This is a genomic window from Glaciecola sp. MF2-115, assembly GCF_047250385.1.
Classification (GTDB): domain Bacteria; phylum Pseudomonadota; class Gammaproteobacteria; order Enterobacterales; family Alteromonadaceae; genus Glaciecola.
In genome coordinates, this window is the sequence record NZ_JBLBVM010000053.1 from 200,209 (window position 1) to 218,354 (window position 18,146).

Below are 18,146 nucleotides of genomic sequence, written 5' to 3' on the forward strand. Positions count from 1 at the left end.
CATAAGTTGCAATTCATAAAACGTTTAGCCTAAATTTTTGATGTACTCAAGCACGCTATCGACGTCTAACAAGCTTTTTTCACCCGATTTTCTATTTTTTACTTCTACCTGCTGATTATCTAGATTACGCTCGCCAATTACAATGCTATTAGGTATGCCAATCAATTCCATATCATTAAACATAACACCTGGACGTTCTTTTCTATCGTCAAATAAGACCTCGATACCCGCGTCAGATATGTCTTTGTATAGTTTTTCAGCAACTTCTTTGATGCGTGGAGATTTGTGCATATTCATAGGAATTATGACGACACTGAATGGCGCAATACTTTCTGGCCAGATAATCCCGTATTTATCATGATTCTGCTCTATAGCAGCAGCAACAATTCGTGTCACACCAATGCCGTAGCAACCCATTTGCAGCACATCATGCTTACCAGTTTCAGTTAACACGCCGCAATTCATCGCTTTAGAGTATTTATCACCCAGTTGGAATATGTGGCCAACTTCTATGCCTTTGGTGATTGCTAAAGTACCTTGGCCATCAGGTGATGGGTCGCCTGCTATCACGTTGCGCAAATCTGCAACATCGAACTCCTTCACGTCTCTTTGCCAGTTTGCTCCGGTAAAGTGTTTAGCTTCCTGATTCGCGCCACAGACAAAGTCAGAACTTGTATGCGCACTGCGGTCAACTATAACAGGAATTCCGAGATCTACTGGACCTAGGGAGCCAAAGCCACAATTTAATTTTGCTTTTACAGCAGCTTCGTCCGCCATCTGCAGTGGGGATGCAACAAGCGTTAGTTTTTCAGCCTTTATTTCATTTAAGTTGTGATCACCACGCAATATAAGAGCGACGAATTCATGTTCAGATTCTTCATCAGCTTTTACAATCAATGTTTTCACTGTCTGTTTCACATCACAACCAAGTAAAGCAGCCACTTTAGGAATCGTTTTAGCGTCAGGTGTATCAACTAAAGTAAGTGGTGCAGAGCCTTCAGCAGCTTCACCTAAAGCCACTGCCTCTGCTAATTCTACGTTTGCTGCGTAATCAGAGGTATCACTGTAGGCGATATCATCTTCTCCAGAGTCAGCAAGTACGTGAAACTCATGAGATACCGCACCGCCAATCGAGCCAGAGTCTGCAATGACGGGACGATATCCCAAGCCAATACGTTCGAAAATATTACAATATGCTTGATGCATCACTTGGTAGGTTTCGTCGAGACTTTGCGCATCAATATGGAAAGAGTAGGCATCTTTCATAATGAATTCTCGACTACGCATGATACCGAACCTAGGGCGCATTTCATCACGAAATTTGGTTTGAATTTGGTATAGGTTAAGTGGCAATTGTTTGTAACTGCTCACTTCATTCTTCACCAAGCTGGTCACAACTTCTTCGTGAGTTGGACCTAATACAAAGTCTCTATTCTGACGGTCTTTAATTCGCAGTAATTCAGGACCATAGTCTTCCCAGCGACCTGATTCTTCCCATAAATCTCCAGGCTGCACAACGGGCATCGAAATTTCGATCGCACCCGCTTTATTCATCTCATCTCTGACAATCGCGGCAACTTTATTCAAGACTCTCAATCCGGTCGGAAGCCAGTTGTATAAGCCAGAGGCAAGCTTACGAACCATGCCGGCACGCAGCATGAGTTGATGACTAATGACTTCAGCTTCAGCTGGTGTTTCTTTCTGAGTAGCAAGTAAATATTGAGAGGTACGCATGGTGTTTCTGTGACCTTGAAGTTTTTTCTAACGATGTCAGAGACTAAATTAAATGTAATCGGTGAGTTTAGCAGTGGACAGAGTGGCAACAAAGCAGAAAATGCAGAAAGTTTTATTTATTTCACTATTTCAGCCAAGCTTGTGACTTCGTTTTCGATTCATCACTCCTTACGGCAAAAATTAGCTAAGCCACCTCAATATCAATGATGAAGTTTATATTGTCCCGTACTTGCCACCTTACATCGCAGTTATAAATTAAAACTGAATATACTTTGTCATCTAGTTTGTCACTTTTGTAAGCGGGACGCGGGTCTTGTTCCAAAATGTTGATCAGTAGTGCTTCAAAATCTGAGTAGACTTGTGCCAATGAGTGAATCTTAGCTTTTGCTGCTGTTGAATACTCAAGTTCCATGCTTATTTCAGGCGCGCATTGCGCAAAGCCGGAGTGGGCATTTGGGATGCTATCTGCATATTCGATATAAGGTTTAATATCGATAATAGGGGTTTTGTCGAGCATATCGACACCTTCAACTACCAATTCATTATTTGCATTCAAGCCTAGATTTTTGACTACCGAAAGCCCTAGTGGATTAGGTCTGAAAGTACTTCTACTTGCAAAAACGCCTACCTTCTCATTGCCGCCCAACCTTGGCGGTCGGACCGTGTCTTTCCAAGCACCCGTTTTATTTTTATGGAATATAAAGCTAATCCACAAGTGCGAAAAAGCATCCAAACCTCGACATGCGTTCTGTGGGTTTATATCAGCTGAAAACTTAATTAGACCCTTTGCTTTGCTTAACGACTGAGACTGTCTTGGGATCCCAAACTTTTGGTTGAAGGGGGTTGAAATAAGACCTATAGAGCGAAATTCAAACACCTCAACTCGATCAAAGTCACTGGATTTCTGACCTTCGTTACTTTGATTGGTCATTTGGACTAAGTAGCTTTTGAAAGAAGGCTTTTCCTAATTTTTCGGCGTGCTTTATGTTGCGGACGGGAATATTCTCAGGATTCGGAAAAGTCTCTAGCGCCTTCTCTAAACTTTCTTCTCGAATAATATGCAACATTGGAAATGGTGAACGATTGGTAAAATGACTTGTTGCATCTGCTGGCGCGTCTGCGAATAAATAATCAGGATGGAAGGTGGCTAACTGGAAAATACCTTCAAAATCCTCTTGTTTAATTAAGCGGTTGGCTAAATCAACAAGGTCCAAATAATCGAAGAAATCTTTTACACCCTTATTAATAATCAACAGCGTCGTTTCAATCTCACTTTTGTTTTCAAGCAATTCCATTTCGTCGAGTAAGGCTTGAAGAATCTGTGCGTTGTCAGTTTCTTCCGTGACAACAGTTCGGATGCGATCACTTTCCCTTTCTTTTCGCGCAAAGGGGCAAAAATTCTCACCAATGATAACTTTATCAACCCAGTTTAATGTTTGCTCAATTGCACTTTGGCTGGTCATCTTATTTCGCTTCTACATTTTTGATTTTTGAATTGTGGCTATGAAATTTAACGTAGGCTTCAAGTGTATTCTCGATCAAACTTGCTACAGTCATTGGGCCGACGCCACCGGGAACGGGTGTGATCCAATCAGCGCGTTCTTTTGCAACTTCAAAATCCACATCACCGGTAAGTTTTCCGTTGTCTAAGCGATTTATACCTACATCAATCACAATCGCGCCTTCCTTTACCCATTCACCTGGAATGAAGTGTGGTTTGCCTACTGCAACAACAAGTAAGTCGGCGCGCATAACATGTTCTTTTAGTTGTTTGGTGAACTTGTGACACGTTGTGACAGTGCAACCTGCGAGTAATAGTTCCAAACCCATTGGTCTACCCACAATGTTCGATGCCCCAACGATAACCGCGTCTAATCCTTTTACCGGACGTTTGGTGGCTTCAATCATGGTCATGATACCCTTCGGCGTGCAAGGGCGAAGTGCCGGCATTCTCTGAGCTAGTCGGCCTATATTGTATGGGTGAAAGCCATCGACATCCTTGTGCGGATGAATTCGCTCTAATACTTTCTCTGCATTTAAACCGGCAGGTAAGGGCAGCTGCACCAAAATACCATCTATTGTGCCATCTGCATTTAACTCGTCGACTAAAGCGAGTAGCTGGTCTTCTGAGGTATCGTTAGACAGATTGAATGACTTAGAGACAAACCCAACCTCTTCACAGGCTTTCGTCTTATTGCTGACATAAACTTTCGATGCTTCGTTACTTCCCACTAAAACCACGGCTAAACCTGGCATCCTGCGGTTAGCTTCTTTTAGTGTGTCAACGTAAGCATGAACGTTATCTCTTACATGTTTGGCAATTTTTTTACCGTCTATTAAATGGGCAGTCATTGATTATTCTTTTGTAGCAATATTGCGATGTGTGTAGTGTAATAAAATAGAACATTAAAAGACACTCTTAAAGATTCAAGTTGTCTGCTTTTTAAGCAACTAAAAAAAAACTCGAAATCATTGTAAAAAGTGTTTGACGATACAGGGGCAAGTCGGTAATATGCGCCCCCCGTAGCGGTAGGAACTACTACTACGATTTCGGTGAGTGGCGCAGCTTGGTAGCGCACCTGGTTTGGGTCCAGGGGGTCGTAGGTTCGAATCCTATCTCACCGACCATTTGCTTCATGATTCGAAGAGCGTCCGTAGCTCAGTTGGATAGAGCACCCGCCTTCTAAGCGGGTGGTCGCAGGTTCGAATCCTGCCGGACGCGCCATGCGAGTCAAGCAGATGATGCAAGTTTTAAGTGAAACAGTGGTGGGCGTAGCTCAGTTGGTAGAGCTCTGGATTGTGATTCCAGCGGTCGTGGGTTCAAACCCCATCGTCCACCCCACTTTTTCGCCAAGTTTGATGTTGACTGGTCAACGCGCAACATCGAGCTCATGGCACCTTTAGCAAGGAATAGTTCGCGGGAGTGGTGGAATTGGTAGACACGCTGGATTTAGGTTCCAGTGCTTCACGGCGTGAGAGTTCAAGTCTCTCCTTCCGCACCATCTAATGTGTATCCACACATAAAAAAGTAAAATGTCGGTGAGTGGCGCAGCTTGGTAGCGCACCTGGTTTGGGTCCAGGGGGTCGTAGGTTCGAATCCTATCTCACCGACCATCTTTTGAATCAATCGTTTCATCATTGCGCTTCAATCAGATCATACTGCTCAAAATTCAAAATTCAAAATTCAAAATTTGTTGTTAGGTAAACTATTTGTCTTCGAACAGGCATGGTTGTTTGGGGCCGAAGCAGTGAGGCGAGCTGCCCACGTAAAATGTTTAACGGCAACATTCATAAAGAACCCCCATTAAAAAGTCGCTGTGAGCCCATCCCTGGGACGCTTGGCAATCGGCGTCCCTGCCGATTGACACTTTTTAATGGGGGTTCTTTATGAATATTACCTACATTTTTCTGTGGACAGCTCGCCTCACTGCTTCTCGATTTGTTGTGTATCAATTAGCCCCACTCAAAAAGCCCACAAAAGTAGACAGCATCCAGACAAGCCCCTGTGATAAAAAGCGTCAATCGGCAGGACGCCGATTGCCGAGCGACCCAGGGATGGGCTCGAAGCGACTTTTTATCACAGGGGCTTGTCTGGATGATGTCGGCCCCCAACAACCGGCTTTGGAGAAGCCTACTATAGGAACGTTAGAAGCTAGCTTCTGATATGTGAGAAGTTACTATTGGATTGTGAAAAACGAACAAAGGGATAATTTCAACACTCAAGGAGCTGATTTTTGTACATATGTTGCAAATACAGCAATTAATTTACATTTATTGCCCGTAATGACTCGACTCTGCCTGTTCCTCTCTGTATAATTCCGCGTCCTTTTTTAAACTCATGTGGTCTGTTATGCAGTCCATATTCGGCAACACGATGGCGTCAGCCTTATAGAGTGTTGAATCATGTAAAGCGCAATGAAGCGCAAGTTGAGGTAGAACAATGCAAGTGTCAGTCGAGACGACTCAAGGTTTAGAACGCCGTCTTACTATTACCGTTTCTGCAGATTCTGTAGATACCGCTGTTAAAGCACGTTTACAACAATTAGCAAAAACACAACGTATTAACGGTTTTCGCCCAGGTAAAGTTCCAGTAAGCGTTATCAAGAAGCGTTTCGGTCAGGCAGTTCGTCAAGAAGTGGCTGGCGATGTTATGCAGCGCCATTTCTACGAAGCGATAATGAAAGAGCAAATCACGCCAGCGGGCATGCCTACTTTCGATTTAACTAAAGATGTTGATGGTGAAGATCTTGAGTTTGTTGCTACTTTCGAAGTTTACCCGGAAGTTAAAGTTGCTGGTCTTGATAAAATTAAAGTCGAGAAGCCGGTAGTAGAAATTACTGATAAAGACTTAGACACTATGATGACAACGTTGCAAACACAGCACGCATCATGGAAAGAAGTTAAGCGTAAAGCGAAGAAAGACGACAAAGTAACAATTAACTTTGTTGGTACTATTGATGGTGAAGAGTTCGACGGCGGAAAAGCTGAAGATTTCCCATTAGAACTTGGTAAAGGTCGTATGATCCCAGGTTTCGAAAAGCCATTAGTTGGCGCTAAAAAAGGTGATGAAGTTGTTTCTGAAGTAACATTCCCAGAAGACTATCATGCTGAAGCGTTGAAAGGTAAAGCGGCATCTTTCGCAATTACTGTGACTAAAGTTGAAGGCTTAGACTTACCAAAAGTTGACGATGAGTTCTCTAAACTGTTCGGTGTGGAAGAGGGCGGTGTTGAAGCGCTTAAAGCTGAAGTTAAGAAAAACATGCAGCGTGAACTAGACCAAACTTTGAAAGCGACAGTAAAAGAAAACGTGATTGCTGGTTTGTTAGAGAATAACGAACTAGATTTACCACAATCACTAGTTGACCAAGAGATTGATGCATTGCGTCAACAAGCAAAACAACGTTTTGAACAACAAGGCCAAGGCGGTGAAGTTCCTGAATTGCCTGCCGATTTGTTCACAGACAATGCTAAGCGTCGTGTAAGCATTGGTTTGTTGCTTGGTGAAGTGATCAAAGAAAACAAATTAGAGGCAGACGAAGCTAAGGTATCTCAGTTAATTGAAACTGCAGCATCTGCTTACGAAGATCCTCAAGAAGTGATTGAGTATTACCAGTCAAATGCCGAGTTGAAGCAACAAATGCAAAACTTAGCACTAGAAGAGCAAGCTATTGAAGTGATTCTTGAAAAAGCAAAAGTGAAAGAAGTTAAAAAAGCTTTTGACGAAATCATGAACAAAAAAGCGTAAATTGTTCTTCAACAATTGACTTAACAGGTCATCAACTGATTAAATGCTCGGACTAACCGGGCATTTTTTTTATGAAGACTTTCTATTAAGAGAATTATGACAAATATAATAACAGAACCACAAAGCGCATTAGTTCCTATGGTTATCGAGCAAACAGCTCGTGGTGAGCGCTCTTATGATATCTACTCGCGCCTATTAAAAGAGAATGTCATTTTTATGGTGGGTCAAGTTGAAGACCACATGGCAAACTTAATTGTTGCTCAAATGCTATTCTTGGAAGCCGAAAACCCAGATAAAGATATTTTCTTATATATCAACTCTCCAGGTGGCTCAGTCACTGCGGGAATGGCAATATATGATACTATGAACTTTATCAAACCTGATGTAAGCACAGTCTGTATTGGACAAGCGGCAAGTATGGGAGCATTCTTGCTTTCAGCCGGCGCAAAAGGAAAGCGTTATTGTTTGCCTAATGCACGTGTTATGATTCATCAACCATTAGGCGGTTTTCAAGGTCAGGCATCTGATTTTGAAATTCATGCTAAAGAAATCCTGTCTATTAAAGAGAAAATGAATAGGCTAATGGCTGAGCACACTGGGCAAGATTACGAAAAAGTGGCAAAAGACACTGATCGTGATAATTTCCTAAGCGCACAAGAATCAGTCGATTATGGATTGGTTGATGCAGTAATGGCTAATCGTGCAGAAGTATTGAAAAACGCAGATTAATCGCCATAGTAAGTATTAAGAAGTTAATGACTCGCACTCTCCTTCATTTTGCGAGTCATATTAAAACCCAAGCACGGGTAAGAACGAAAAGGCATAGTTTATGAGTGATGACCATGATAAAGACGGCGACAGCAAATTACTGTATTGCTCGTTTTGTGGTAAAAGCCAACATGAAGTTCGAAAATTAATTGCGGGCCCAAGCGTATTCATTTGTGATGAATGCGTTGAGCTGTGTAACGATATCATCCGCGAAGAAATCAAAGAGATTTCACCCAAGCAGAAGACTGATGCGTTACCTACACCAAGCGAAATTCACACACACCTCGATGATTACGTTATCGGTCAAGAGCATGCTAAAAAAGTATTAGCAGTCGCGGTATACAACCATTACAAACGTTTACGTAATAATGATGTTCATGATGGTGTTGAATTAGGTAAAAGTAATATTCTGTTAATCGGTCCAACAGGTAGTGGTAAAACATTACTAGCCGAGACCTTAGCACGCTTGCTCGACGTGCCTTTCACTATGGCTGATGCAACAACCTTAACCGAAGCTGGTTATGTTGGTGAAGATGTTGAAAACATCATTCAGAAGCTATTACAGAAATGTGATTATGATCCAGAAAAGGCGCAGCGCGGCATAGTCTATATCGATGAAATTGATAAAATTTCACGTAAATCAGACAACCCTTCGATTACCAGAGATGTTTCGGGTGAAGGTGTTCAGCAAGCTTTGTTGAAGTTAATTGAAGGTACAATTGCTTCTGTTCCACCGCAGGGCGGAAGAAAACACCCTCAACAAGAGTTTTTGCAAGTCGATACGTCTAAAATCTTGTTTATATGTGGTGGTGCGTTTGCTGGCTTGGATAAAGTCATTGAACAAAGAATTGCAAAAGGTGCTGGTATTGGTTTTGGCGCAGAAGTTAAGTCATCTGCAGACAAAAAGGCAATCAGCCAATTATTCAAAGAAGTAGAGCCTGAAGATCTTGTTAAGTACGGCCTCATTCCTGAGTTCATCGGTCGACTGCCTGTTGTTACGAGTCTTGAAGAGCTTAACGAAGATGCACTTATTCAAATTTTGAAAGAGCCAAAGAATGCCATTACGAAACAGTATGGTGCGCTATTTGCTCTTGAGGAAACTGAGTTGGAATTCCGTGACGATGCTTTGCATGCTATCGCAACCAAAGCTATGAATCGGAAGACCGGCGCACGTGGATTGCGTTCAATCGTTGAAGCAGTATTGCTAGACACGATGTACGATTTGCCCTCTATGCCAAACGTGAGTAAAGTTGTGATTGATGAAGCCGTTATCAAAGGTGAGTCTAAGCCATTACTAATATACGATAATGCACAAGACAAAAAAGCAGCATCAGAATAAAACGCTGCGTTTAAGATAGTAAAAGCTGAGAAGACAGAACCATCGGAACTGACTCTCAGCTTTTTTTTTCATTAAATATCGTTTTTTTTCGAATAATGATTTGAACTTTGCTGGCAAAGCCCCATATAAACAAGCAAGAGTAAAAACAAGAGAGAAATATGACAACTGAGCTCAATAATCTCAGAACGATGCCAATCTTGGCATTGCGTGATGTGGTCGTTTATCCCCATATGGTTATCCCGCTGTTTGTCGGGAGAGAAAAATCTATCCAATGTTTAGAAGCTGCGATGGATAACGACAAGCAGATATTCTTAGTTGCCCAAAAAGACGCGGGCATTGATGAACCATCAGAAGATGATATTTATCAAGTGGGTACCGTCGCAACAATACTGCAGCTCCTTAAATTACCAGACGGTACTGTCAAAGTACTCGTGGAAGGTAATGTGCGCGGTAAAATTGAGAAATATCTCGATGTTAACCCATTCTTCACAGGTGAAATCCTGTCTGTTGAAGCTGAAACCTTAGACGAAACTGAGCAGGAAGTGTTGATACGTTCTGCTGTTTCTCAGTTTGAAGGCTATGTAAAACTGAATAAAAAAATACCGCCTGAAGTATTAACTTCATTAAACGGTATTGAAGATGCGGCAAGGCTTGCAGATACAATGGCAGCACATATGCCGCTGAAACTCGCTGAGAAGCAGAAAGTATTAGAGATGAACGCAATTGTTGAGCGTTTAGAATACTTAATGGCTTTAATGGAAGGCGAAATCGATTTACTTCAAGTTGAGAAGAAGATTAGAACACGCGTTAAAAAGCAGATGGAAAAAAGTCAGCGCGAGTATTATCTCAACGAACAGATGAAAGCGATCCAAAAAGAACTTGGTGAGATGGATGAAGCGCCAGATGAGTTCGAAGCTTTAGCTAAAAAGATCAATGAGGCGAAAATGCCTAAAGACGCTAAAGACAAGGCCGACGCCGAACTCAATAAATTGAAGATGATGTCTCCGATGTCTGCTGAAGCAACTGTTGTGAGAAGCTATATCGAGTGGCTAACGTCTGTGCCATGGCATAAGCGTAGTGCGGTTAAGAAAGATTTAGGCAAAGCTGAAGAAGTACTTGATAACGATCATTATGGTTTAGAGAAAGTAAAAGAACGCATTCTAGAGTATTTAGCGGTTCAACAACGCGTCAAAAAACTGAAGGGGCCGATACTTTGTTTAGTGGGTCCTCCAGGCGTTGGTAAAACCTCTCTTGGCCAATCAATTGCGGCTGCAACTGGGCGTAAGTATGTGAGAATGGCTTTGGGTGGCGTCAGAGATGAAGCTGAAATTAGAGGTCATCGACGCACTTATATCGGTTCTTTGCCAGGTAAGCTAATCCAGAAAATGTCGAAAGTTGGCGTTAAGAACCCACTATTCCTCTTGGATGAAATTGACAAAATGTCATCTGATATGCGAGGCGATCCATCTTCAGCATTATTAGAAGTGCTAGATCCTGAGCAAAACTCAAGCTTTAGCGACCACTACTTAGAAGTTGATTATGACCTTTCGGATGTCATGTTTGTGGCAACATCGAATAGCATGAATATTCCAGGTCCACTGCTAGACAGAATGGAAGTGATCAGACTCGCTGGTTATACAGAAGATGAAAAGTTAAATATTGCCACGCGCCATTTAATTGGTAAGCAAATTTCTCGCAACGGTCTAAAAGAGAAAGAATTAGTAATAGAAGACTCAGCAATTATCGGTATTATTCGCTACTACACGCGTGAAGCTGGTGTACGAAGCTTAGAGCGCGAGATTTCTAAGATTTGTAGAAAGGCCGTTAAACACATTTTGTTAAATAAAGGTGCGAAAGCGGTTGTAGTGAACCAAGAGAATCTAAAAGAATACCTTGGTGTTCAGCGATATGACTACGGAAAAGCCGATAAGAACAATCAAATTGGGCAAGTAACAGGTTTAGCTTGGACTCAAGTTGGTGGCGATTTGCTAACAATTGAGACAACTTCTGTACCGGGTAAAGGCAAAACAACCTTTACAGGCTCATTAGGTGACGTAATGCAGGAGTCAATCAAAACTGCTATGACGGTTGTTCGTTCTCGTGCTGAAAAGCTGCGTATCAACAACGATTTCCATGAAAAACGTGATATTCATGTGCATGTGCCAGAGGGCGCAACACCTAAAGATGGGCCAAGCGCTGGTATCGGAATGTGTACTGCATTAGTTTCGTCATTAACCGGTAACCCTGTTAAATGTGATGTGGCCATGACGGGTGAAATTACCTTGAGAGGTGAAGTTTTAGCCATTGGCGGTTTAAAAGAAAAGCTCTTAGCGGCGCATCGCGGTGGAATAAAAACGGTCATTATTCCTAAAGATAATGAGCGTGATTTAGAAGAAATTCCTAAGAATGTAATTGGTGATCTTAATATTTATCCGGTCCAATGGATTGATGAAGTGCTGAATATTGCACTAGAATCGCCCATTGAAGCGGTTGAAATTTTGAACTAATTTGGGAAAGAATTTTTTGAAGTCTTGCCTAATGTGTAAAAAACAGGCTATTTCTTTGAAAAAAACACAATTTTTTTACTTTTTTTAAATATTAGGGCTTCACAAGTCCGTTAGTTGTGCTACCTTAAGCTCTGTACTCGCTTAATGCCTTGTCACGAAAGGGATAGCAAGCGATTTACTAGGAAGTTAAAAAATTGTTAATCATTGCTTGAAGTTCTACTTCGAGATTGTTATAACTTTTAGACAATATAATTTTGCATTGAGCAATATAATAAAAAAACAAAAGGGGATCATATTGTGAACAAGTCTCAACTAATCGATACAATTGCTGCTAGCGCAGATATTTCTAAAGCTGCTGCAGGTCGTGCATTAGATGCTTTCACTGACGCAGTAACTACTGCACTTAAAGATGGCGATCAAGTAGCACTTGTCGGTTTCGGTACATTCTCAGTTCGTGAGCGCGCTGCGCGTAGCGGTCGCAACCCACAAACTGGTGAGACTATCCAGATTGCTGCTGCTAAAGTACCTTCATTCAAAGCTGGTAAAGCATTGAAAGACGCTGTTAACTAAGCATTTTTAGTTTTAGTTTAAAAAGGCGATGGCTAGTCCATCGCCTTTTTTATTTTTATTATTCAAAAAAGCCCCTTAATATTCGCGTAAGCTCCATTCTATGGGTATAATACTCGGCCTAAAAAAGCGTATTAAGCGGCGCAATCATGCATTTGGTTGCAACATAAAAGTTTGTATTACAAGGTTGTTTTAACTCATGTTAGAAAGAATTAGAGAGGGCTCCCAAGGTCCTTTAGCCATGACTATCGTTGGCTTGATCATTATTAGTTTCGCAGTTACAGGCGTGGGGAGCTATTTAGGCTCTTCATCTTCGCAAGCAGCGGCGACAGTGAACGGCGAAGAAATTACGCTGACTCAAGTCGAAGCGGCTTATCAAAACCAGCGACGTACGATGGAGTCTCAACTTGGAGAATCTGCCGCAGCTAGGTTTGCCGATGAAGCTTATTTGCAAGGATTCAAAGAACAGGTGCTGCAACAATTAATTTCAGAAAAATTAATTGAGCAAAAAGCTGAAGAGATTGGACTTAGAGTAAGTACAGAGCAAATTAAACAAACCATTTTTGAAATAGATGCATTTAAATTGGCTGGCCAATTTGATAACGATACTTTCAAAGCCGTTATTGGTCGACAGAATTTTACACCGGCAAGCTTCAGAGACTATTTACGTCAGCAAATGACTAGTGAGCAATTAAGCAACGTTATTACCGGCTCAAGTTTCAGTCTTGAGGATGAAGTGGCTGCGGTATTGCGTTTACAACAGCAAACTAGAACAGCCCGTACGCTTGAAATTGGTGCGTCCAACTTTACAGCTGATGTCACGGTATCCGATGAAGAAGTTGAAGAATACTACCAAGCAAATCTGAACTTTTTCGACACGCAAGAACAGGTAAAGCTTTCATACGTAACTCTCTCAGTTGATGACTTGTTAGCAAATGAAAGTGTGACGGAAGAAGAAGTACTAGCAAACTACAATGAAAATATCGGCGCTTACCAAACAATAGAAGAGCGTCGTGTTTCTCATATCTTGATAGAGTTCGGTGATGATGCGACTAAAGCGAAAGAAACTGCTTTGGAAGTATTAGCATTGGTTAAAGCACCAGGTGCTGACTTTGCTGCTATTGCCGCTGAGCGCTCTGCCGACCCAATTAGTGCTGAAATGGGTGGTGATTTAGACTTTATCGTAAAAGGCGACTGGAGTGAGTCATTTGAAGAAGCCGCTTTTGGTTTGAAGGCTGCTGGTGACATTTCTGATATTGTGGAAACAGAATTTGGTTACCACATCGTAAAATTGACAGAATTAAAACCAGTTGTAACAACGCCGTTTGAAGATGTGAAAGAAGAGTTGACTGCAACGCTGCTGAAAGACAAGGCTTTGGATACGTTCTTCGGTCTACAGGAAGAAGTAGCGAGCGCTGCGTTCGAACAAATTGATAGCTTACAGCGAGTATCAGAAGTGACCGATAGACCAGTAATCGATACCGCATTCTTTGAGGCTAATAACTATCCAGCGTCAGTAGACTACCCACAAGTGAAAAACGTTGCGTTTAGTCCTGAGCTAGTAGAGCGTGCCGAGAATAGCGATGTTCTTAAAATTGGTGATGAAAAAATTATGGTTGTTAGAGTTGCAGACCATAAGCCGCAAAGAACAAAAGCGCTAGAAGAAGTTAAAGCGAGTATTGTGAATCAACTAACGGCAGAGAAAACACAGCAAGCAGCCGTTGATTGGGCTGAAGGTGTTAAAACTAAGATCTTAGCAGGTGAGTCCGTAGATGAGCTTCTAGCTGAAAAGTCACTAGAGTTTAAGACTATTGAAAATCTTCCTCGTTTCGGTGGCGAAGTACCATTTGAAATGAACAAAGCGATTTTTGAGTTAAGTCCAGCAGCACAGCAAAATGCAAGTGTTGTGAAGCTTAACTCTGGCAACGTTGGCTTGGTTATTTTAGACTCAGTTCAAACTGTATCTGAAGTGAAGCCAGAAGACTTGTTAGCGGGTAAAACTGGCCTAGCAAATAATGAAAGTCGTATTGCTTATGATAACTTCATTGAAGCTTTGAAAAGCGAAGCAGATATTGAAATTATCAATAGGTAGTCATTCTTACTCAATTCAGTAAAGTATGAATTGAAAGGAAATATCTCAAAGCCCCATAAACGTATAAGCGATTATGGGGCTTTTTTATGCTTATAAGATAAACATGATGGCTGACATTGCCACTAAGATTGTTCCTGAAATGACAATAATGTATATGAAGCCCTGCTTACCTTGGGCTAGTGAATAGCCGGAGGAGCGCAAATACACAACCCAAAATAGGCAAAGTACGATAGGGATTAAAAATAGGAACTTAAACAATCAGTATTACTCCATTGTTTCGTTTATTCTGGTGATACGTATATTAGCATTTTGTAAGGTGTGAGCTAATGTCTTCTTATACAAGAATAGCTGAGTATAAGCTCACTCCCAATTTAATATATCACGCTAGCGAATACTTTTCTTGCAAGCAAAAAAAAACGCCCAAAGGCGTTTTTTGAATTTGAATTTGTAGTTTTCTACCTAGTAGGCTTCGACTACAAACCGGCTTATAAGGATAAACTTAAAGCGCGTTAACTTGTGCGTTTAGACGACTCTTATGACGAGCTGCTTTATTCTTGTGAATAAGGCCTTTCGTTGCCATGCGGTCTAAAACAGGTACAGCTGCTGTAAATGCTTCTTGAGCGGCTGCTTTATCACCAGCTTCAATAGCGGCGAGTACTTTTTTGATGCACGTACGAGTCATGGAGCGACGGCTTGCATTATGCTGGCGACGCTTCTCAGCTTGAATTGCACGTTTCTTAGCAGACTTAATGTTAGCCAAGGTGTAACTCCTAAATAAATTCATGTCAAAATTGAGGGTGCGGATTATCCAGTTTTTAAAAGCCCCTGTCAATTAAATTGGCGCTTAAATACGAAAAATAAGCTAAATAGTCGGATCTCAAGCACTCGGTGCTTCTTAAAAGTTACCTCAAGTGTTAAATGCGAACGTTATTTGTGCAATGAGCAATGAATTATTGCGACTATCGGGTGATTAGTGCGATTATACCTAGCGTAGCTCATGCAACTGGTAACGGAATTCGCAAAGCTGTCTGTTGGAACAATTAAATAGCGGCAATTGAATAAACATAGTTATGATTCATTAGCAAAATTGAATCTGATGAGAGTACTTATTAATTGTAAATTAAATAACTTGGAGCATGCAGTTCACAAAGCTCGCAGAGTACAAAGCACATAGTGTAAAAGCATAACAAAGAATAATAACGCAGGGTGAAACAAAGTCGATGTTAAAATCAGGGATTGTCGTCAGCTCAATGACATTAATATCGAGGGTACTCGGTTTGGTGCGCGACGTTGTTGTTGCTAACTTTTTAGGAGCAGGGGCTGCCGCTGATGTGTTTTTCTTTGCAAATAAAATTCCGAATTTTTTGCGTCGCCTTTTCGCGGAGGGTGCATTCGCTCAAGCCTTTGTACCGGTCCTCACTGAAGTTAAGTCGCTAGACGACGAAGCAACCATGCAAGATTTTGTAGCGAAGGTGTCTGGAACCCTGGGTGCCATCGTTTTTATCACTGCAATATTTGGTGTCATATTTTCCCCAGTGCTAGCCGCATTGTTCGGTGGTGGTTGGTTTATTGATTACCTAAACGACGGTGAAAAAGCAGAAAATTTTGTGCTCGCTTCCTCAATGTTAAAAATTACATTTCCTTATATATTTTTCATTTCGCTGGCAGGTTTAGTCGGTGCAGTTCTAAATACCTTAAATAAGTTCGCAGTCGCTGCTTTCACACCAGTATTGCTGAACATTAGCATTATTATATGCGCTTTGTTTCTTGGGCCTCTCTTAGACGAGCCAGCATATGCGCTAGCTTGGGGGGTGTTTTTTGGTGGTATTGCTCAGTTGGGCTTCCAACTACCATTCTTATATCGGGCGGGATTGCTGCAACGACCGAAATGGGGATGGCGGGATCCGAACGTAACGAAGGTGAGAACTTTAATGATCCCAGCTTTGTTTGGGGTGTCAGTTAGTCAAATCAATTTGCTCCTCGACACGCTTATTGCAACCTTCCTAGATTTAACGGGTTCTATTAGCTGGTTGTATTATAGCGACCGACTTCTTGAGTTCCCACTTGGCTTGTTCGGTATCGCAATTGCTACGGTTATTTTACCAGCGCTCTCAAGAAATCATGTAGCCAAAGATCCGAGAGCCTTCACTGCAAATCTTGACTGGGCCTTTAAAATTATTTGCCTGTTAGGTATTCCTGCAGCAGTAGCTTTGGTGCTTATTGCAGAGCCCTTATTGATGGTTATTTTCCAACGCGGTGAATTTAGTTTAAATGATGCTCGAATGGCATCATATAGCTTAATGGCTTATGGAAGTGGTCTTCTTAGCTTCATGTTAATCAAGATCTTAGCTCCAGCGTTTTATTCCAGACAGGACACAAAAACACCAGTTAAGTACGGCATCATTACGATGGTCTGTAATATGCTATTTAACCTGATTTTGGCAATTCCATTTGGCTATGTTGGTTTAGCACTGGCAACCGCCTTGTCGGGTACCTTAAATGCAATCTTGCTGTATCAGCGTTTGCACAAAACAGGCATTTATAAAATGAGCCGAGATACACTTGTTTTCAATGTGAGGGTATTTGTGTCTTCAGCGTTAATGGGCTTATCTATTTTTCTGTTAAACGAGACTTTTGTTTGGGATTCTGCCTTATTACTAGAGCGCATTTATATGTTAGTTGCTTTGGTTGCTTTGGGGCTTAGCGTCTTTGCGACTAGCTTACTATTGGTCGGAATTCGACCAAGGCATCTTAAAATCTTCAAATCAGCCTAAAAAAAGTGTTTGGTCGCCTTATAATCATTGGTATTCACTCTGCGGTCGTTTATAATCTTTTGGTTTTAAAACGTAAAGATCCGTTTAATTTTTGTGTGTGGCTCAAGCTCAAGAGCAAAGCTACGAACATTGCACAATTCAGATATCAAAAGGCAAGTTGCTTTGCAGTTAATCCGAGGCTTACATAATTTACGAGAACATCACCGCGGTTGCGTGCTCACTATCGGCAAATTCGATGGAGTGCATTTAGGACATCAAGCCGTTCTGCGTAATTTAGTTGAAAAAGCGAAGGAACTCGGATTGCCCTCAACGGTCATGATTTTTGAGCCTCAGCCTGAAGAAGTGTTTGCTCCTGAACGTGCGCCGGCTAGATTGTCGCGCTTTCGTGATAAGTATGTTCAGTTTAAAGCCTTAGGCATTGAACGACTGGTATGCGTTCGCTTCAACCAAGCTTTTGCTGCAATGAGCCCCGAAAGTTTTATACAAAAACTATTGGTACAACAGTTAGGGGTGAAGTTTTTAGTGGTTGGTGATGATTTTCGATTTGGTCATCAACGGAAAGGCAACTTTGAATTGTTGGTAGCTGCTGGTGCAAAAGCCGGCTTCGACGTGGTAAGCACACAAAGCTTTAAATTGGCCAATTGTCGAATTAGTTCAACGGAAATTAGAGAAGCTTTGTCAAACAGCAATCTGTCCTTGGTTAATGAGATGTTAGGGCGAGACTTTACTATCGCTGGTCGTGTTAACCACGGTGACAAGAAAGGTCGGACAATAGGCTTTCCAACAGCAAATGTATTGCTAAAAAGATGCAAGTCTCCAGTAAGCGGTGTATTTGCAGTTGAAGTCAAAATAGCTTCAGAATATTTTAAGGGTGTTGCTAATATTGGCAATAGACCAACAGTTAGCGGCACAAGGTCGCAACTTGAAGTGCATTTGTTTGATGTGAAAAAAGATCTCTACGGAGCTTATATCGAAGTGGCGATCAAGCAGAAGCTCAGGGATGAAATCAAGTTTGAAAACTTTGAGGCATTGCGCCAACAAATTCAACGTGACGCAAAGGCGGCACGAGACATATTCAATATTTAAAGGCCGTTTTTGTAAGGCCAGTTTTAAATAAATA

The 18,146-nt window shown here is 41.6% G+C and carries 13 protein-coding genes and 5 tRNA genes; 13 read left to right on the top strand and 5 right to left on the bottom strand.

Annotated elements, in window-relative coordinates; all coding sequences use genetic code 11:
- Window positions 1-24: 24 nt before the first annotated feature.
- The 4 genes from ACKLNX_RS11820 to folD form a co-directional block, all read right to left on the bottom strand.
- Window positions 25-1,734 (bottom strand): proline--tRNA ligase, encoded by a 1,710-nt coding sequence (locus tag ACKLNX_RS11820; RefSeq protein ID WP_412972502.1) that lies wholly within the window; start codon window positions 1,732-1,734, stop codon window positions 25-27.
- A gap of 184 nt (window positions 1,735-1,918) precedes the next feature.
- The gene (tsaA, locus tag ACKLNX_RS11825) at window positions 1,919-2,665 is read right to left on the bottom strand and encodes a tRNA (N6-threonylcarbamoyladenosine(37)-N6)-methyltransferase TrmO (protein WP_412972503.1); all 747 of its coding nucleotides are present in this window, start codon (window positions 2,663-2,665) and stop codon (window positions 1,919-1,921) included.
- On the bottom strand, window positions 2,649-3,197 hold the full coding sequence (locus ACKLNX_RS11830; protein WP_412972504.1) for a DUF1415 domain-containing protein: 549 nt from the start codon (window positions 3,195-3,197) through the stop codon (window positions 2,649-2,651). Before ACKLNX_RS11830 ends, tsaA begins: the two co-directional genes overlap by 17 nt.
- 1 nt (window position 3,198) lies before the next feature.
- Window positions 3,199-4,086: a bifunctional methylenetetrahydrofolate dehydrogenase/methenyltetrahydrofolate cyclohydrolase FolD gene (folD, locus tag ACKLNX_RS11835; protein ID WP_411694915.1), complete on the bottom strand. Its 888-nt coding sequence runs from the start codon at window positions 4,084-4,086 to the stop codon at window positions 3,199-3,201.
- 199 nt (window positions 4,087-4,285) lie between these two features.
- Between folD and ACKLNX_RS11840 the strand changes: the two genes are divergently transcribed.
- The 11 genes from ACKLNX_RS11840 (at window position 4,286) to ACKLNX_RS11890 (ending at window position 14,252) form a co-directional block, all read left to right on the top strand.
- A tRNA-Pro gene (locus tag ACKLNX_RS11840) sits at window positions 4,286-4,362 on the top strand.
- Between the two features lie 20 nt (window positions 4,363-4,382).
- Window positions 4,383-4,459: transfer RNA gene (locus ACKLNX_RS11845), tRNA-Arg, on the top strand.
- A 41-nt stretch (window positions 4,460-4,500) separates the two neighbouring features.
- Window positions 4,501-4,576 (top strand) — tRNA-His (locus ACKLNX_RS11850).
- Window positions 4,577-4,651: 75 nt separating this feature from the next.
- Window positions 4,652-4,736, top strand: a tRNA-Leu gene (locus ACKLNX_RS11855).
- Window positions 4,737-4,771: 35 nt separating this feature from the next.
- Window positions 4,772-4,848 (top strand) — tRNA-Pro (locus ACKLNX_RS11860).
- A gap of 826 nt (window positions 4,849-5,674) precedes the next feature.
- Complete coding sequence (tig, locus tag ACKLNX_RS11865; protein ID WP_412972505.1) at window positions 5,675-6,979, top strand: trigger factor; 1,305 nt, start codon at window positions 5,675-5,677, stop codon at window positions 6,977-6,979.
- Between the two features lie 96 nt (window positions 6,980-7,075).
- Window positions 7,076-7,708, top strand: coding sequence for an ATP-dependent Clp endopeptidase proteolytic subunit ClpP (gene clpP, locus ACKLNX_RS11870; protein ID WP_412972506.1), 633 nt, complete (start codon window positions 7,076-7,078; stop codon window positions 7,706-7,708).
- A 100-nt stretch (window positions 7,709-7,808) separates the two neighbouring features.
- Entirely contained in the window at window positions 7,809-9,086 is a 1,278-nt protein-coding gene (clpX, locus tag ACKLNX_RS11875) for an ATP-dependent protease ATP-binding subunit ClpX (protein ID WP_412972507.1), read from the top strand.
- A 158-nt stretch (window positions 9,087-9,244) separates the two neighbouring features.
- Complete coding sequence (lon, locus tag ACKLNX_RS11880; protein WP_412972508.1) at window positions 9,245-11,593, top strand: endopeptidase La; 2,349 nt, start codon at window positions 9,245-9,247, stop codon at window positions 11,591-11,593.
- A 297-nt stretch (window positions 11,594-11,890) separates the two neighbouring features.
- On the top strand, window positions 11,891-12,163 hold the full coding sequence (gene hupB / locus ACKLNX_RS11885) for a nucleoid-associated protein HU-beta (protein ID WP_411694910.1): 273 nt from the start codon (window positions 11,891-11,893) through the stop codon (window positions 12,161-12,163).
- Window positions 12,164-12,359: 196 nt separating this feature from the next.
- Complete coding sequence (locus tag ACKLNX_RS11890; RefSeq protein WP_412972509.1) at window positions 12,360-14,252, top strand: SurA N-terminal domain-containing protein; 1,893 nt, start codon at window positions 12,360-12,362, stop codon at window positions 14,250-14,252.
- Between the two features lie 499 nt (window positions 14,253-14,751).
- Here ACKLNX_RS11890 and rpsT read toward each other — a convergent pair whose 3' ends face one another.
- The gene (gene rpsT / locus ACKLNX_RS11895) at window positions 14,752-15,012 is read right to left on the bottom strand and encodes a 30S ribosomal protein S20 (RefSeq protein WP_411694908.1); all 261 of its coding nucleotides are present in this window, start codon (window positions 15,010-15,012) and stop codon (window positions 14,752-14,754) included.
- Between the two features lie 490 nt (window positions 15,013-15,502).
- Here rpsT and murJ point away from each other — a divergent pair, with 490 nt between their 5' ends.
- Complete coding sequence (gene murJ, locus ACKLNX_RS11900) at window positions 15,503-17,026, top strand: murein biosynthesis integral membrane protein MurJ (protein ID WP_412972510.1); 1,524 nt, start codon at window positions 15,503-15,505, stop codon at window positions 17,024-17,026.
- A gap of 162 nt (window positions 17,027-17,188) precedes the next feature.
- Window positions 17,189-18,112: a bifunctional riboflavin kinase/FAD synthetase gene (gene ribF, locus ACKLNX_RS11905; protein ID WP_412972511.1), complete on the top strand. Its 924-nt coding sequence runs from the start codon at window positions 17,189-17,191 to the stop codon at window positions 18,110-18,112.
- The last annotated feature ends 34 nt before the right edge of the window (window positions 18,113-18,146 follow it).

Coding starts and splice junctions, on each gene's coding strand:
- ACKLNX_RS11820 (WP_412972502.1), bottom strand. CDS start 1,734: ATGCGTACCTCTCAATATTTACTTGCTACTCAGAAAGAAACACCAGCT.
- tsaA (WP_412972503.1), bottom strand. CDS start 2,665: ATGACCAATCAAAGTAACGAAGGTCAGAAATCCAGTGACTTTGATCGA.
- ACKLNX_RS11830 (WP_412972504.1), bottom strand. CDS start 3,197: ATGACCAGCCAAAGTGCAATTGAGCAAACATTAAACTGGGTTGATAAA.
- folD (WP_411694915.1), bottom strand. CDS start 4,086: ATGACTGCCCATTTAATAGACGGTAAAAAAATTGCCAAACATGTAAGA.
- tig (WP_412972505.1), top strand. CDS start 5,675: ATGCAAGTGTCAGTCGAGACGACTCAAGGTTTAGAACGCCGTCTTACT.
- clpP (WP_412972506.1), top strand. CDS start 7,076: ATGACAAATATAATAACAGAACCACAAAGCGCATTAGTTCCTATGGTT.
- clpX (WP_412972507.1), top strand. CDS start 7,809: ATGAGTGATGACCATGATAAAGACGGCGACAGCAAATTACTGTATTGC.
- lon (WP_412972508.1), top strand. CDS start 9,245: ATGACAACTGAGCTCAATAATCTCAGAACGATGCCAATCTTGGCATTG.
- ACKLNX_RS11890 (WP_412972509.1), top strand. CDS start 12,360: ATGTTAGAAAGAATTAGAGAGGGCTCCCAAGGTCCTTTAGCCATGACT.
- murJ (WP_412972510.1), top strand. CDS start 15,503: ATGACATTAATATCGAGGGTACTCGGTTTGGTGCGCGACGTTGTTGTT.